The 16,061-nt window shown below is 52.8% G+C and carries 16 protein-coding genes and 1 pseudogene; 15 read left to right on the top strand and 2 right to left on the bottom strand.

Annotation, left to right across the window (positions count from 1 at the left end; all coding sequences use genetic code 11):
* Positions 1-65 precede the first annotated feature (65 nt).
* From KNP95_RS01495 to KNP95_RS01470, 6 genes are all read left to right on the top strand, one after another.
* A complete protein-coding gene (locus tag KNP95_RS01495) occupies positions 66-437 on the top strand; it encodes a hypothetical protein (RefSeq protein ID WP_029595189.1) in 372 nt (123 codons plus the stop codon).
* A gap of 12 nt (positions 438-449) precedes the next feature.
* Positions 450-917, top strand: coding sequence for a transcriptional regulator NrdR (nrdR, locus tag KNP95_RS01490; protein ID WP_021065634.1), 468 nt, complete (start codon positions 450-452; stop codon positions 915-917).
* A gap of 42 nt (positions 918-959) precedes the next feature.
* On the top strand, positions 960-2,312 hold the full coding sequence (locus KNP95_RS01485; RefSeq protein WP_214835180.1) for a DnaD domain protein: 1,353 nt from the start codon (positions 960-962) through the stop codon (positions 2,310-2,312).
* Between the two features lie 5 nt (positions 2,313-2,317).
* Positions 2,318-3,232: a primosomal protein DnaI gene (gene dnaI / locus KNP95_RS01480; protein WP_021065636.1), complete on the top strand. Its 915-nt coding sequence runs from the start codon at positions 2,318-2,320 to the stop codon at positions 3,230-3,232.
* Between the two features lie 312 nt (positions 3,233-3,544).
* Positions 3,545-5,482, top strand: coding sequence for a threonine--tRNA ligase (gene thrS, locus KNP95_RS01475; protein ID WP_214714591.1), 1,938 nt, complete (start codon positions 3,545-3,547; stop codon positions 5,480-5,482).
* Positions 5,483-5,594: 112 nt separating this feature from the next.
* The gene (locus KNP95_RS01470) at positions 5,595-6,458 is read left to right on the top strand and encodes a DUF1002 domain-containing protein (protein WP_031199847.1); all 864 of its coding nucleotides are present in this window, start codon (positions 5,595-5,597) and stop codon (positions 6,456-6,458) included.
* 52 nt (positions 6,459-6,510) lie between these two features.
* Here the strand turns inward: KNP95_RS01470 and KNP95_RS01465 are convergent, their stop codons facing one another.
* Positions 6,511-6,720, bottom strand: a complete 210-nt coding sequence (locus tag KNP95_RS01465) for a hypothetical protein (RefSeq protein WP_021065639.1) — start codon at positions 6,718-6,720, stop codon at positions 6,511-6,513.
* A gap of 338 nt (positions 6,721-7,058) precedes the next feature.
* On the opposite strand from KNP95_RS01465, the gene infC reads away from it, so the two are divergent.
* Genes infC through rplT form a run of 3 tightly spaced genes read left to right on the top strand, consistent with a single transcriptional unit; the run spans position 7,059 to position 8,202 of the window.
* Positions 7,059-7,589: a translation initiation factor IF-3 gene (gene infC / locus KNP95_RS01460; RefSeq protein ID WP_021065640.1), complete on the top strand. Its 531-nt coding sequence runs from the start codon at positions 7,059-7,061 to the stop codon at positions 7,587-7,589.
* 30 nt (positions 7,590-7,619) lie between these two features.
* A complete protein-coding gene (rpmI, locus tag KNP95_RS01455) occupies positions 7,620-7,814 on the top strand; it encodes a 50S ribosomal protein L35 (RefSeq protein WP_021065641.1) in 195 nt (64 codons plus the stop codon).
* Between the two features lie 28 nt (positions 7,815-7,842).
* Entirely contained in the window at positions 7,843-8,202 is a 360-nt protein-coding gene (gene rplT / locus KNP95_RS01450) for a 50S ribosomal protein L20 (protein ID WP_021065642.1), read from the top strand.
* 178 nt (positions 8,203-8,380) lie between these two features.
* Here the strand turns inward: rplT and KNP95_RS01445 are convergent.
* Positions 8,381-9,472, bottom strand: a pseudogene (locus KNP95_RS01445) (RNA-guided endonuclease TnpB family protein).
* Positions 9,473-9,710: 238 nt separating this feature from the next.
* Between KNP95_RS01445 and KNP95_RS01440 the strand changes: the two are divergent.
* The 6 genes from KNP95_RS01440 to pheT all read left to right on the top strand — a co-directional run bounded on the left by KNP95_RS01440 (position 9,711) and on the right by pheT (position 16,034).
* Positions 9,711-9,965 carry a hypothetical protein gene (locus KNP95_RS01440; protein WP_214835179.1) on the top strand — a complete coding sequence of 85 codons (255 nt, stop codon included), beginning with the start codon at positions 9,711-9,713 and terminating at the stop codon, positions 9,963-9,965.
* Between the two features lie 23 nt (positions 9,966-9,988).
* Entirely contained in the window at positions 9,989-10,471 is a 483-nt protein-coding gene (locus KNP95_RS01435) for a dUTP diphosphatase (protein ID WP_029595195.1), read from the top strand.
* A gap of 23 nt (positions 10,472-10,494) precedes the next feature.
* Positions 10,495-11,574 (top strand): M42 family metallopeptidase, encoded by a 1,080-nt coding sequence (locus KNP95_RS01430; RefSeq protein WP_021065645.1) that lies wholly within the window; start codon positions 10,495-10,497, stop codon positions 11,572-11,574.
* 1 nt (position 11,575) lies between these two features.
* The gene (locus tag KNP95_RS01425) at positions 11,576-12,322 is read left to right on the top strand and encodes a TrmH family RNA methyltransferase (protein ID WP_214835178.1); all 747 of its coding nucleotides are present in this window, start codon (positions 11,576-11,578) and stop codon (positions 12,320-12,322) included.
* A 301-nt stretch (positions 12,323-12,623) separates the two neighbouring features.
* Positions 12,624-13,646 carry a phenylalanine--tRNA ligase subunit alpha gene (gene pheS / locus KNP95_RS01420; protein ID WP_214835177.1) on the top strand — a complete coding sequence of 341 codons (1,023 nt, stop codon included), beginning with the start codon at positions 12,624-12,626 and terminating at the stop codon, positions 13,644-13,646.
* 12 nt (positions 13,647-13,658) lie between these two features.
* Positions 13,659-16,034 carry a phenylalanine--tRNA ligase subunit beta gene (gene pheT, locus KNP95_RS01415; RefSeq protein WP_214835176.1) on the top strand — a complete coding sequence of 792 codons (2,376 nt, stop codon included), beginning with the start codon at positions 13,659-13,661 and terminating at the stop codon, positions 16,032-16,034.
* Positions 16,035-16,061: the final 27 nt, after the last annotated feature.

The raw sequence follows: 16,061 nt of genomic DNA, 5'->3' as shown, positions 1-16,061 counted from the left end.
ATTGTTTTGTTAACCGCTTAATTTTGATATGCTTAACCTATATAAATAAGGTGTCGAGGTGGATAATGGGATTATTGGATAAGTTTCAAACACATGTCCAGACGGACGATTCGCATAAAAATGAGGCGCTGCGCACACGTTACGTGGCAGCATCGCCGACCGCCGTGCTCACGTGGCTCCGCGAACGAATTGAGGCACAAGGACAAACGGTTCGCCGTGTCGATACAGACCGGGGCGAAGTGGCGTTTAACGGCGACGGCTGGGACGCGCTGGCGACAGTCATTCAAGTGGATGGCGGACGTACGGCTGTCGACTTCACGTTGAACCGGGATCAGATGCTCGGGCCGGACCTTGGTCAAATCGTCACCACATATTATGAGGCGCTGCAAGTGAAATTCCCGCTCCGCGCCATCGGGAATCAATCTGTCGAACGATAAGGAGGGCTGAGCATGCGTTGTCCTAAATGCGATCATAATGGAACGAGAGTGCTCGACTCCCGACCAGTACAAGATTTCTATTCGATTCGTCGCCGTCGCGAATGCGAGGAGTGCGGCTATCGCTTCACCACGTTTGAAACGGTCGAACAGACCCCGCTCATCATCGTCAAAAAAGACGGGAATCGGGAAGAGTTCAGCCGGGAGAAAGTGCTTCGCGGCATTATTCGGGCGTGCGAGAAACGTCCGGTCACGCTGGAACAACTCGAAGGTGTGGTCACGAAAGTCGAACAGCAGCTACGGGCCCTTGGCCAATCGGAGATTCCGAGTGAACAAGTCGGTGAGCTCGTGATGAATGAATTGGCACGCGTCGATGAAGTGGCCTACGTCCGCTTCGCGTCCGTCTATCGCCAGTTCAAAGATATCTCTGTGTTCTTTAAAGAACTTGAAGATTTAATGAAGCAAGAAAAATCGACCAACTAGAGGGGCGGCCTGCTGGTCGCCTTTTTTCAGGGGAGACCTATCATGGAAAAAGAACGAATCCTGTACGGGACTGACGAACTGTTGATTATGAGCACTGGGCTCATCGATCGCGAGTCGTATCAGTCGTTGTATCACTTATATCAGCCGGTCATCGGTGTGAAGGCACTTGCGATGTATCAGACGCTTTGGAGCGAGCTGAAGCCCGGGAAGATGAAATCGAATTATATGTCGCACAGCGCGCTCTGTGAAATGCTCGATTACTCGATTAACGAGCTGACGGACTGTCTGTTCCGGCTCGAGGCGATCGGTCTCGTCCGGACGTATAAGACGAAAGATGAGCGTTTGACCCAGTACGTATATCAACTGCGTGTCCCGCTCGCACCCCATACGTTCTTGAACGACGGACTGTTGTCGAGTTTTCTCTTCTATAAAGTCGGGGAAGTTCGCTTTAAACAGTTGCAAGGACGATTCACGATCGATCCATTGCCGGCCGGGATTATCGAGGTGACGAAAGACTTTAATGAAGTGTTCGACGTCAAAGGCGTCAATCATATGGCGTTCACCCAAAAGAACTACGAGAAACCTGACCGCGCCAAAATCGAGATCAACTATACGTTCGATATGGAAATCGTCAAAAAACTGACGAACTTCCCCGTCGGCTTCTTCACGAAGAAGCTCGATGAGACGATCACGAAGCTTGCCTACGTCTCACAAATCGATGAAGAGACGATGGCCGAGATGTTGAAGGAGTATTTCGTCCACGAGGCGTATCTACCACTCAGCGAGCAAGAGAAACGCGACGGCTGCCGCCAAATGGTGTTGCAGTTGAAGAAGAAACAAACGCGCCATCGGAAAGTGAAGTCGGACGAGACGGTAAAAGCAGAAATCGGTGATTTGCATGACGTGACGGTCATGGAAGAAGCGCATCCGCATCAATACGTGTCGACGTTACGTAAGACGCCACAACTGTCGAAGAGTGACGAGCAACTCATTATCGATCTCGTCGATACGCTCGGGCTCGCGCCAAGTGTCATCAATGCATTGTTCTATTACTGTATCGAAGTGAAGAAGCAGACGCGGCTCAGTGAGAACTATGTCATGCGGATCGCGACGAGTTGGAAGACGGCGGGCTATTTAAACGCTAAAGACGCGTTGGAACAAGAAGCGACACAAGATGCGCTCATCGAGAAGAAACAGCAGAAACGGGAGAATGTGCAACAGCGGACGACCGTCGGCTCGAGACGCAAAGACAAGACCGAGTTGCCAAAATGGCTCGAAGACGAGGCGAAAGAGCAACGGACGTACGATCAAAAACGAAAACAAGAGCTCGAGGCATCGGTCCCGGACGACGCGGAACTCGTTAAGCTGTTGAATGAATTGAAAGAGAAAGGATGAGGGACATGGAACGCATCAATCAAACGCTCGCCCAAATGATGAACCGGAAAGAAGTGCGGGAAGCGTACGAATCGATTCGCCGGCGCACCCTCGAACATCCAGAAGTCGTCGCTTTTTTAAAGGCACATCCGGAGTTAGACGAGACGGCGGTCGAGGTCGGCTTTACGAAGCTCAGTGAATATGCGGAACAGATGGACGGTAAGAAGCTCGTCGAGGAGCAAGCCGTCATCCCGGGCCATCAGCCGGTGCTCTATGTCGACCTCGGTCAAATCGCAATCCGTTATGAAGAGACGGTGAAGCATCGTCAAGCACGGCGCCAAAAAGAGATGGACCGGAAGTTCAAGAGCCTATTCTTGCCGGAGGAAGTGCGAGAGGCGAGCTTTGAATCGTTCGACTGGTCCGATGATGCCCGTAAAATCGCACTCCGTGAATCGATGCGGTTCGTCTCAGGCATGAAGACCCGCCAAAAAGTGAACGGTTTATACCTTCACGGCAGCTTCGGCGTCGGGAAGACGTACTTGCTCGCGGCGATCGCTAATGAGCTGAAAGTGGCGGACATCGAGACGATCCTTGTCCACGCCCCGGGATTCGTCTCGGAAGCGAAACGGAAAATCCGGACCGACTCGTTCGATTCGTTTTTGACGTCATTCCAACACGTGCCGGTGTTATTGATTGATGACATCGGGGCCGAGGCGATCAGTCCGTGGGTACGAGATGAACTGTTCGGCATTATTTTGCAGTATCGCATGATGCATCGCTTGCCGACGCTTTACAGCTCGAACTTCAGCGGAGAAGAGCTCGAGACCCACTTCTCGATCGACGGTTCGCCACAGAACAAAATGAAGGCGCAGCGGCTCATGCAACGCATCTCGACGACGACGACGCAAATCGAGTTAAAAGGTGAGAATCGACGGCGGTAAAGGGATTGTATTTCTGGAACGAGTTGACTATACTAATAAGCATATAACCGATGCATTGAAGAGGACATGAGACGTCGTAACGGGTTTCAAAGCGAGGGAAGGCTGGTGAGAGCTTCCTAAACACGCCGATCGCCTTACTCCCTCAGAGCACCGTACGGGTCAATCGTGCGGCGATTCACACTCGTTATCGTGTGTTCGAGCCAAGCGGATCGCTTGGGAACGAGGGTGGTACCACGAGAATCAAAGCTCGTCCCTTTCATAGGGATGGGCTTTTTTTATTTTCTTTTAAATGTAGAGAGGGGAAGTTGACACATGATTCAATTGACATTTCCAGATGGGGCCGTCAAAGAGTTTGAGGCCGGCATCACAGCAGAAGAAGTAGCAGGTTCAATCAGTCCAGGACTTCGTAAAAAAGCAATCGCCGCCAAAATCGATGGTGAGATGATCGATTACCGTCGTCCGATTGAACACGACGGTAAAATCGAGCTCGTCATGCCCGACTCAGAAGACGGCATCGATTTGATGCGCCACTCGTCAGCCCACTTGATGGCCCAAGCCATCAAACGGTTGTACGGCGAAGAAGGTAGCATCTACCTCGGCATCGGACCGACAATCGAGAACGGTTTCTATTATGATATCGAGATGGATCGCCGCATCAACGAGGAAGACCTTCCAGAAATCGAGAAAATGATGAAACGAATCGTCGACGAGAACTTGGACATCACACGCGAAGTCGTCTCGCGCGACGAAGCGCTCGAGCGCTACAAACAGCTCGGGGACCCACTCAAAATCGAATTGATTGAAGATATCCCGGCGAGCGAGACGCTCACGATTTACCATCAAGGCGAATTCTTCGACTTGTGCCGCGGACCGCACGTCCCATCGACATCGAAATTGAAAGTGTTCAAGTTGATGAGTGTGGCCGGTGCTTACTGGCGCGGCGACTCGGACAACAAAATGCTTCAGCGGATTTACGGAACGGCGTTCGCGACGAAAGAACAACTCGCGGAGCACCTGCGTCTATTGGAAGAAGCGAAAGAGCGCGATCACCGCAAACTCGGGAAAGAACTCGATCTCTTCTTCGTGTCGCAAGAAGTCGGCCAAGGTTTGCCGATGTGGCTCCCGAAAGGTGCCTCGATCCGTCGTACGGTCGAACGTTATATCGTCGACAAAGAGCTCGAGCTCGGGTATCAGCACGTCTACACACCGGTCCTCGGTTCGGTCGACCTGTATAAGACATCGGGTCACTGGGATCACTATCAAGACGATATGTTCCCGAAAATGGAGATGGACAACGAAGAACTCGTCCTTCGTCCGATGAACTGTCCGCACCACATGACGATCTATAAACATGAGCCGCGCTCATACCGCGAACTCCCGCTTCGTATCGCTGAGCTCGGCGGTATGCACCGTTACGAGATGTCAGGGGCGCTTACAGGCCTCCAACGCGTCCGTTACATGGTGTTAAACGACGGGCATACGTTCGTCACACCGGAGCAGATGAAACAAGAGTTCAAAGATATCGTCCACTTGATTCAAGAAGTGTACGCTGACTTTGGCATCAAGGATTATCGCTTCCGCTTGTCGTACCGTGACCCGGCCGATAAAGAGAAGTACTTCGACAACGATGCGATTTGGGAAACAGCCCAACGTCAATTGAAAGAGACGATGGATGAGCTCGGTCTCCCGTATTTCGAAGCAGAAGGCGAAGCGGCATTCTACGGACCGAAACTCGACGTCCAAGTCCGCACGGCGCTCGGCAAAGAAGAGACATTGTCGACAGTCCAACTCGACTTCTTGCTCCCTGAGCGGTTCGACTTGACGTACACAGGACCAGACGGCAAAGACCATCGCCCGATCGTCCTTCACCGTGGTGTCGTCTCGACGATGGAGCGTTTCGTCGCTTACTTGATCGAAGAGTATAAAGGAGCGTTCCCGACATGGCTCGCCCCGGTCCAAGTCAAATTGATTCCTGTCTCGCACGTTCATGACGAATATGTCGCAGAAGTGAAGGCAGAGCTCGTCAAGCGCGGTGTCCGCGTCGAAACGGACCTCCGTGACGAGAAGCTCGGCTATAAGATCCGAGAAGCACAGATGAAGAAAATCCCGATGACACTCGTCCTCGGTGATAAAGAGCGCGATGAGCGTGCGGTCAACATCCGCCGGTATGGACAGCAAGAACAAGTATCGGCTACACTCGATGCGTTCTTGGCATCCCTCACAGAAGAAATCGCGAACCGTTCACGTTAATCGGTCGACCATCCTTCGCCGGAAGGGTGGTCGTTTTTTCGGTCTCAAGACGGATGCGGAACGAGTGATGGAAACGTAAGGTAGAAGAAAGGAGTGATTCATTTTGAATTATATGAAACCATTAGTGGCGTTGACGATCGGTTCGGTCGTCGCGACAAGCATGATTCCAAAAGTAAACGCAGAAGCCATCGTTGATGACACGATTGTCACACTCGGTGAATCATTATCAGCCAGCCAACGGGATTGGGTGCTCGAACGAGTTGAGGCACCGGCTGGAATTGAACCGATTATCACGACCGCGGCCGATGAAGATAAGTACTTAGGGGATGCCGTCCCACAAGCACAACGCGGCGGGGGTATGTATTCATCAGCCCGTATCAAACTGACTGACGGGACTGGACTCGATATCAAAACGGAAAACGTGACATGGGTCACCGAAGATATGTATGCGAACGCGCTCGTGACCGCCGGTGTCACCGATGCCGACATTTACATCACATCTCCGATTCGTGTCACCGGGACGTCGGCGTTGACGGGCATCATGAAAGCGTACGATCAGACAGCTGAAGAGACAGGCATTCAATTGTCCGAAGAGCGGAAAGACTTGGCGCAGGAAGAACTGGCTGTCACGTCTGAAATCGGGAAGACAGTCGGTCAAGAGGACGTGGCCGGTCTCATGAACGAGATTAAAGCTGAGATTGCGAACAAGGCACCGGAGACGAACATCGAGATTCGCGATATCGTCATCCAAGTGTTGAATCAAAACAACGTCCAATTGTCTGATACGCAATTGACGCAATTGACGACGCTGTTCGAAAACATGCAGCAAGCGAACCTCGACTGGGGAGCGATCAGTAACGGGCTACAAGGGGCTGGCCAAGACGTCCAGGCGTTCCTCGAGACCGAGGAAGTTCAAGGTTTCTTCGCCCGCTTGTTCGAAGCACTCAGCAACTTCTTCAAATCATTAACGAATTGATCGACGTTGACCACGTGACAGATGGTATTGAAAAAAGGGCGAGCGCCCTTTTTCAATACCATCGTTTATGGATATAGTCGCGAGCGGACTCATGGTCGTCGACAATCTTCAACGTGATTCGGTTCATTTCTTCTAATAAGTCCGTCAAAATCGCTTCGAGCTTGGCATCACTCACCTCATGGTGGCGCATCGTCTCTTGTACGATGTGTTTGATTTGGTCGTGATAATCATGGTCGTCTTTCACTTGCTTTCTCCAAGACACGGTCCATCCCTCCTTTTTTATTTTATTCCCTTGGAAAAGGTATTGCGAAACAGCGAAATGACTGTTATCATCATAAAAGTGTGAGCTACCAATTATTCATGCGCGAATTCTTGACATCTTAATCCTATTGGTGTTAAGATGACATAGTGATTAAATACAACAAAGCAGAAGCGCCCGCTTCTCACCTCGTCCGAACAGATTCGGTCAGGTCCATCATGTACGTGAAGCAGTCGAGCCTTGGTCTCTACTGTCTCCGAAATGATGTGTGGGCGGGAAACTGCCGACGCTTTTTTTATTGCCATGTTGTCTTATCAATCTAAAACTCGTGCAACCGCACGATGGAGGTGCTAACCATTAGCAAAGAGCTCTTTATCAACGAAAACATTCGTGCCCGTGAAGTTCGCTTAATTGGAGCGGACGGTGCACAACTCGGTGTGCAATCGCGTAATGAAGCATTACGTTTAGCAGAAGAGGCTGAACTCGATCTCGTCTTGGTCGCCGACAAAGCTAACCCACCGGTCGCTAAAATCATGGACTATGGGAAATACCGTTTCGAACTCCAGAAAAAGGAGAAAGAAGCGCGTAAAAACCAAAAAGTCATCCAATTGAAAGAAGTGCGCCTCAGCCCGACAATCGAGGAAAACGATTTCCAAACGAAATTGCGTAACGCTCGCAAATTCCTTGAAAATGGTAACAAAGTGAAAGCGTCGATCCGTTTCCGCGGACGCGCCATCACACACTCGGAAATCGGCCGACGCGTCATGGAAAAATTGGCGGCGGAATGTGCCGACTTGGCAACAGTTGAGCAAAAGCCGAAGATGGAAGGACGCAGCATGTTCTTAGTGCTGGCTCCGAAGAAAGAAGATTAATCATCGAGTCATAGTGGGGAGGAAATACTCATGCCGAAAATGAAATCGCACCGTGGTGCTTCTAAACGTTTCAAACGTACTGCATCAGGTAAACTCAAGCGTTCACACGCTTACACAAGTCACTTGTTTGGTAACAAATCGACTAAAGCGAAACGTAAGCTCCGTAAAGGTGCTATCGTCTCAGCTGGAGACTTCAAACGCATTCGCAACATGATCGCGAAGTAATACAGAAAGAATTTAGGAGGGAAACCATATGCCACGCGTAAAAGGCGGTTATACGACTCGTCAACGTCGTAAAAAGCAAATCAAGCTTGCCAAAGGTTATTTTGGCTCGAAACACATTCTATTTAAAGTAGCAAAACAACAAGTCATGAAGTCACTCATGTACGCTTACCGTGACCGTCGTCAAAAGAAACGTGATTTCCGTCGTCTTTGGATCACACGTATCAATGCGGCAGCACGCACAAACGGTCTTTCATACAGCCGTATGATGCACGGCCTCAAGCTCGCAGGGATCGACATCAACCGTAAGATGCTTGCTGAGCTTGCTGTGACAGATGCACAAGCATTCGCGTCACTTGCTGATACAGCTAAATCAAAATTGAACGCGTAATCGTTCAATCGACAGCGCCGAGACCTTATCTCGGCGCTTTCTTTTTTCTGATTTATTCCGTGAACTACTCACCACTTGCTCGCTTCACAATCTGAAGTGGGAGCTTCTTGGGAAGACCGTGCTTAGACCAGCCACGGTTATGGGCCAAGCTCGTCGGGCAGTCCCTGCCCTGATTGTTTCAGTCGGCGAGGCGCAACAGGTTGAGGCTCGCGTTGACGTCGCGGTCGTGGTGTGCGCCGCACGTGGCACACGTCCACTCGCGGATGTCCAACCCCTTCTTGCCGCCGTTCTCGCCGCAGCTCGAACAGACCTGGGTCGAGGCGAACTACGGGTCGGCCTTGATCAGCTTCCGCCCGTAGAATTTACATTTATATTCGAGTTGTCGGACGAACTCGCCCCATCCGGCGTCCCCGATCGATTTCGCCAGGCGGCGATGTTGCATCATCTCCCTCGGCTTCAGCGTCTCGACCACGACGACTTGGTTCTCGTCGACGATGCGTCGCGACAGCTTGTGGAGGAAGTCGTGCCGTCGGTTCTTGACCTGTTCGTGTGTCTTCGCGAGGAGGAGCCGCGCCTTCTCACGGTTCCGGCTGCCGGGCTTCTTTCGGGCGAGCGCGCGTTGCGCCCATTTCAGCCGTGCCTCGGCCTGTCGCAGGTTGCGCGGGTTCACAATCTTCTCCGTGACGAGATCGTCGTTCGTCATGACGGCGAAGTGGTCCAGCCCGAGGTCGATCCCGATGTTGTGCTCGGCCGGGACTCACGGCTCGTCGTCCTGATTGACGAGGAGCGATACGAAGAACTTGCCCGTCCGTGTCATCGACACGGTCGCAGACCGGATCTCCCCTTCGAAACTTCTGTGTTGTGTGAACCGGATGAACCCGACCTTCGGCAGACGGACTTTTCCCGCCTCGATGCGGATCGTGCCGTGCTGGTTGTTCGTCGTGTAGGAGGCGCGCGCCCTCCGTCTCGACTTGAACACCGGGAAGCCGGCCGTCCCGGCGAAGAACTTCGCGAACGCCGTGTCGAGGTGCAGCTTCGCGTTCGCGAGCGCGAGGCTGTCCGCCTCGCACAGGAACGGGAACAGCGGCTTGTAGGAGGCCGGTGTCGGCGATTTCCGCCTCGGCCCGCCGCTCGCCTTCGCCTCCTCATGGATGGCGATGCGGTCCTCGAGCAACTTGTTGTAGATGAAGCGGGCGCAGCCGATCGTCTTGATCAGGAACTCGGCCTGCGCCGCCGTCGGGTGGAGCCGGTATTTGTATGCCTTCAGCATGTCCGCCCCTCCTTTGCCCGATGTCAGGATGATGCTCGTCCCATTCCGATACCCGCGAAGGGGGGAGGGAAATCTGACGGAATCACGAACTTTTGTTCGTTATATTTGTCACAGGGATATCCAAAGGGTTCGCAAGCAGGCGATTCATCTCCCACCTACGCTGGGCTTCGCCCCGGACGTTTAGAGGTGGGAGAATTCTCGCTTAATTATGTTAAACTTAAGATAAGGAGGACGTCCCATGGATCAATCAGTCTTAGCCATCGTCGCGTTGGCACTCATCGTCTTGAATGTCTATACGTACTTGCAGGCGAAACGGTACACGCTCGGCGAAGGTGATTTCAACGTCTTATATGCTTATGCCGGCGGTGCGATCGGTGCTCTGTTCGGGCTTCATTTGACGCGGAAAAAGGCGGTTCATGCCCCAAAAAGCGTTCAAATACAAGTATTGATTTTGGCAGTCGGCTGGTCTTTAATGATTTTAGTACTGCTTTGAATGCAGAATAGGAGGAGCAACCGGTGAACTGGACAACATTATTTGATCGGCAGCGTGAATTAGATGAGCGGATCAAAGAAGAACATCAACTATCCGGGAACCAATTTGATGAGCGGCTACTCGCTTTGCTCGTCGAACTTGGTGAACTCGCCAATGAGACCCGTAGCTTTAAATTTTGGTCAACGAAGGGCCCGTCGCCTCAAGACGTGATCTTAGAAGAGTATGTCGACGGCATTCATTTCTTATTGTCGCTCGGTCTTGCCCTCGGGTATGAACGCGATTCGTTCCCAGCAGGTAGCTCGTATCTTGATGCGACTGACGCTTTTTTAGACGTGTTCCGCAAAGTGACGAACTTTGGTTTGTCGAAGACGGAACCGATGTACGAGACGCTGATGGCGGCTTATCTCGAACTTGGCTATACGCTCGGCATCAACGAAGAGTTGATGGTGATGGCGTATATGGCAAAAAATGAAAAGAACCATGAGCGACAAAATCAAGGTTACTAATCGAAACGAAGGAGCGATGTCCCATGAACGAATCATTACATATGCTGAAACGCTTGACGGATGCCACCGGTGTCCCGGGAAATGAAGGAGAAGTCCGCTCATTGATGCGCGAATACTTGGAGCCTCACGTGGAAGCGTTCGAACAAGACGGGTTAGGCAGTCTGTTTGGACGGGTGACGGGCAACGCGGATGGACCGCGTGTCATGATTGCCGGCCATATGGATGAAGTCGGCTTCATGGTGACACGAATCGAAGAAGGGGGCTTCTTACGTTTCCAAGCGCTCGGTGGCTGGTGGAACCAAGTATTGCTCGCGCAACGCATGGACGTCGTCACACGCTCAGGCGAAAAAATCCCTGGAGTCATCGGTGCGAAACCGCCGCACGTGCTTCCGCTCGAGGCGCGCAAGAAACCTGTCGAGATTAAAGACATGTTCCTCGATATCGGTGCGACGTCGAAAGATCAAGTCGCGGAGTGGGGCATTCGCCCGGGCGATACGGTCGTCCCACACTGTGAGTTCACGGTCATGAAAAATGAAGACTTCTTGATGGCCAAAGCGTGGGATAACCGAATCGGTTGTGCCATCGCCATCGAGGCGGCGAAACGATTGAAAGACGACGAAGTTCCGGGTGTTGTCTTTACTGGAGCGACGGTCCAAGAAGAAGTCGGGTTGCGCGGTGCCGTCACGGCTGCCAACTTGGTCAAACCGGACGTCGCCATCGCCGTCGATACGGGTATTCCTGGAGATACACCAGGGATGACACCGGCAGAAGGATTGTCGAAACTCGGGGAAGGCGTTCAAGTCATCTTCTTCGATGCGACGACCATCACGAACCCGCGCCTCATCGATTTGATCGTCGAAGTGGCGAAAGAGAACGACATCAAGTACCAATTGGATTTGACGCCGGGCGGTGGAACGGACGCTGGCCGCTTCCATTTGGCAGGTGTCGGGATGCCGGCCGTCGCGCTCACGGTACCGGTCCGTTATTTGCATACGAATGTCTCAATCATTCACAAAGCAGATTATGAAGCAGCCGTCGATTTGGTCGTAGCGCTCACGAAACGACTCGACCACGAAACGGTTCAATGGTTGAAAGAGGGATAATATGACGAAAATCACGTCTACGAAAAGTGAGACGATTAAGCGCTTAAAGCGTTTGATGACGAAAAAAGGCAGACAAGAGTCCGGACAATTTTTGGTCGAAGGCGAGCATTTGGTCGACGAGGCCATCCGTGCCGGACGTCTCGTCCAGCTGATTATGGGGGAGTCGTATACCCCGAAAGGATCATGGCGCCTTGATGAGATGCCTGTCCTCGAACTATCCGACCATGTGGCCGATTTGTTATCAGAGACGGAGAAAACGCAAGGTGTGTTCGCTGTCGTCAAGATGGCCCCGGTCGAACGAAAGATGAAACATGTGCTCGTCCTCGATCGCATCCAAGACCCAGGTAACCTTGGGACGATGATTCGGACGGCGGACGCGGCCGGCTTTGATACGGTCCTTCTCGGCAAAGGGACGGTCGACCCGTTCAATGCCAAAGTCGTGCGCGCGACACAAGGTTCTTTGTTCCACGTCAACGTGAGCTCGGTCGATTTGCTCGAGACGTTGCCTGAATTGAAGAACGAAGGCTTCCAGATTTACGGCACGGCTCTCGCGAAAGCGACATCGTACGAGCAAGTCGATTTTAGTGAGAAGGTCGCGCTCGTCATCGGCAACGAGGCACAAGGCGTACGTCAAGACGTGCTCGACTTGTGTGACACGCGTGTCCATATCCCGGTTCTCGGCGATGCCGAATCGTTGAACGCGGCCGTCGCGGCCGGTATTCTCATGTATCGGATTGCGCTACAATAACCTTGTCAGCACTGACAAATCGTGATAGGTTAATTACATCGAACAAAATATCGAATAGACGTTGAAAGAGCATAGTACGCGAACTACCGAACGAGTACAGGGAGCATGGGCCGAGACTGCGAGCCGATGCCTTGGGCGGCGCTGAATTCACTCTCGAGTCGTGTTGGAGACAACACCGAAGTAGCATCCCGATACCGATGCTCTCAAGTGGGCCGATTTCGGCCAAGTAGGGTGGTACCGCGATTATTCGTCCCTTCAGTCATCGACTGAAGGGACTTTTTTTGTAGAGGAGGAAATAAGAATGAAAGAACAGTTGGAACAATTACAACAAGAGGCGTTGCAAGAGATTCAAGCGGCATCTTCGCAAAAAGAGTTGAACGATGTCCGCATCAAATATTTAGGGAAAAAGGGGCCGATGACCGAGGTGCTTCGCGGGATGGGGAAACTCTCACCTGAAGAACGACCAGTCGTGGGTGAACTCGTCAACACGGTCCGGACGACAATCCAAGACACGTTAGAGGCACGGATTGAGGAAGTGAAGGCAGTCGAGCTCGAAGCGAAACTGGCGGCTGAAACGATTGATGTCACGCTCCCGGGTCGGACGTCTCTACCAGGACACACCCACTTGCTTCAACAGATCGTCGATGAGATGGAAGACTTGTTCGTCGGTCTCGGCTATACGATTGCCGAAGGTCCGGAAGTCGAGACGGATTTGTACAATTTCGAGATGCTCAACCTCCCGAAAGATCATCCGGCCCGCGATATGCAGGATTCGTTCTATGTGACAGACGAGACGCTTCTCCGGACGCATACGTCTCCTGTTCAAGCACGGACGATGCTCCAAGCCGAAGGGAAACCAATTCGCATCATCTGCCCGGGTAAAGTGTACCGTCGCGATGAGGATGACGCGACGCACTCGCATCAGTTCATGCAAATCGAAGGGCTCGTCATCGATGAGCATATCTCGATGGCCGATTTGAAAGGGACGCTCGAATCGTTCGTCAAGCAGTTGTTCGGTGAGACGCGTGAGATTCGTCTCCGTCCAAGTTTCTTCCCGTTCACGGAGCCGTCGGTCGAAGTCGACATCTCTTGTTTCAAGTGCGGCGGCAAAGGCTGCAACGTCTGTAAGAAGACAGGCTGGATTGAGATTCTTGGTAGCGGGATGGTGCATCCACGCGTGCTCGAGATGGCAGGCTATGATTCGACGAAGATGTCTGGATTCGCATTCGGAATCGGTGTCGAACGGATGGCGATGTTAAAACATGGGGTGGACGATATCCGTCACTTCTATACAAACGACTTACGCTTCATCGAGCAATTCTAAGGGGGATCACACATGTTATTATCAAAAAAATGGTTGAATCAATATATTGATGTATCCGATTTGAGCGGACAAACGCTCGGCGACTTAATCACGAAAAACGGGATTGAAGTCGAAAGCGTCGTCAGCCGGTCGGAAGGCTTGTCGGGACTCGTCGTCGGGCATGTCCTCGCTTGCGAGAAGCATCCTGAGGCCGACAAATTGAACGTGACGACGGTCGATATCGGTGCGGACAGCCCGGTTCAAATCGTCTGTGGCGCGCCGAACGTCGCCGCCGGTCAACACGTCATCGTGGCGACGGTCGGAGCTCGTCTCCCAGGACTTAAAATCAAGAAAGCGAAGCTGCGCGGCGTCGAGTCGCAAGGGATGATTTGCTCGCTCGAGGAACTCGGGTTCGAGAAAAAACAAATTCGCGAAGACGAGCAGGACGGCATTCACACGTTCCGCGAACCGGTCGAAGTCGGTGCGGACGTCATCCGCCTGTTAGACCTCGACGATGAAGTGATTGAGCTCGGATTGACACCGAACCGTTCGGATTGCTTAAGCCTTTACGGGATCATTCATGAAGTCGCGGCCATCCTTGAGCGCCCATACACATTACCGACTGCCGACGTGACGACAGATGTCGCGAACACGGTCAGCGTTCGTCTCGAGACAGATAACTGTCCGTACTATGCGACACGCCGTGTCGACGGCGTCGTCATCGGTGACTCGCCACAATGGTTGAAAAATATTTTGATCGCAGAAGGCGTCCGCCCAATCAACAACGTCGTCGATGTGACGAACTACGTCATGCTCGAGCTCGGTCAACCGCTTCATGCGTTCGATACGGCGAAACTCGGAACGACGATTGCTGTTCGTCAAGCACATGACGGGGAAGAAATCGTCACGCTCGATGACGTGACGCGCACGCTCGATGCCTCGATGATGGTCATCACGGACGGCGAGCAGCCTGTCGCCATCGCCGGCGTCATGGGTGGAGCGAACACCGAAGTCGATGCGACGACGTCGAGTATCATCCTCGAGTCGGCCTACTTCGCACCGGCATCGGTCCGTAAGACGAGCCGTACGCTCGGTTTACGCTCGGATTCGAGTGCCCGCTTTGAAAAAGGGGTCGACCCGGAACGGTTACAATTGGCCCTTGACCGTGCGGCCGAACTCATCGTCGAAGTGAGCGGTGGCACAATTAGCGACATCGTCATCGCTGGGGACAAAGACTCTGCGGCTCGGACGATTGATGTCTCGGTCGCTTATATCAACCATCGACTCGGAATGGACCTCGAGCAAGAGACGATTGTCCGCATCTTGGAACGTCTCGGTCTCGATGTGACCGGGGACGAGACGTTGACGGTCCACGTACCGTCGCGTCGCCCTGACTTGGAGTTGCCGGCTGACATCACGGAAGAAGTGGCACGCCTCTATGGCTATGACAGTCTTCCGTCGAGCCTTCCGGCGTCACACTCGAAAGGGTACCTCCCGAAAGAAAACGTGTTGCGCCGTCGCGTCCGTCGCATCCTCCAAGGCGCAGGATTGTCGCAAGCGATCACGTACTCGCTCACGAGCGTCGGGAACGCCTCACGCTTCAGTGGAGCCGACTTGACGCAAGTGAACTTGGCAATGCCGATGAGCGAAGAGCGTTCGGTACTCCGGACATCGCTCATTCCAGGTCTGTTGGAGGCGGCTCGTTACAATACGTCGCGTCAACAAGCGAACGTGCGATTGTATGAGACAGGACGCGTCTATGTTGAACAAGGCGAGACGTTGCCACGTGAAACGGAGCGCGTCGCCGGCGTATTGACGGGACTTTGGTTCGATCACCGTTCACAAGGTACGCGTGTCCCGGTCGACTATTTCGTCGCCAAAGGAGCCGTTGAGACGCTCTTGTCTGCGCTACGTGTCGAAGCGACGTATGAAGCGGCCGTGATTGCCGATATGCACCCAGGTCGTACCGCAAACGTGCTCATCGACGGACGTGTCATCGGTTACGTCGGACAAGTCCACCCAGGCGTGTCGAAAGACGTGTATGGATTGAAAGAAGTGTACGTGTTCGAACTCGACTTGGACGTGTTGCAACAGTCAGCCGAGCTCATCTATGAAGACGTACCACGTTTCCCATCCATCACACGTGATTTGGCGCTCGTGTTGAAACGGGACATCCCGGCCGGTCAAGTCGAAGCGACCATCAAACAGGCGGCAGGACCGCTCTTGATTGACCTCGCCTTGTTCGATGTCTATATCGGGGAGAACGTAGGGGACGATGAGAAATCAATCGCCTTCTCGCTCAAGTATCAAGATCCGACCCGCACCCTTCAAGATGAAGAAGTGGCGGCGTCGTATGAAGCGATTCTCACTGCCGTTCAAACGGCACACGGTGCGGAAGTTCGCGCATAACCTAAAAAGGTGTCCACCACGTGTGGA

The sequence above is a fragment of the Exiguobacterium sp. s36 genome (assembly GCF_018618345.1).
In the GTDB taxonomy this organism is placed as follows: Bacteria; Bacillota; Bacilli; order Exiguobacteriales; family Exiguobacteriaceae; genus Exiguobacterium; species Exiguobacterium chiriqhucha.
The sequence above is the reverse complement of the archived record's forward strand: the minus strand, read 5'-3'. Positions and strand labels throughout refer to the sequence as shown.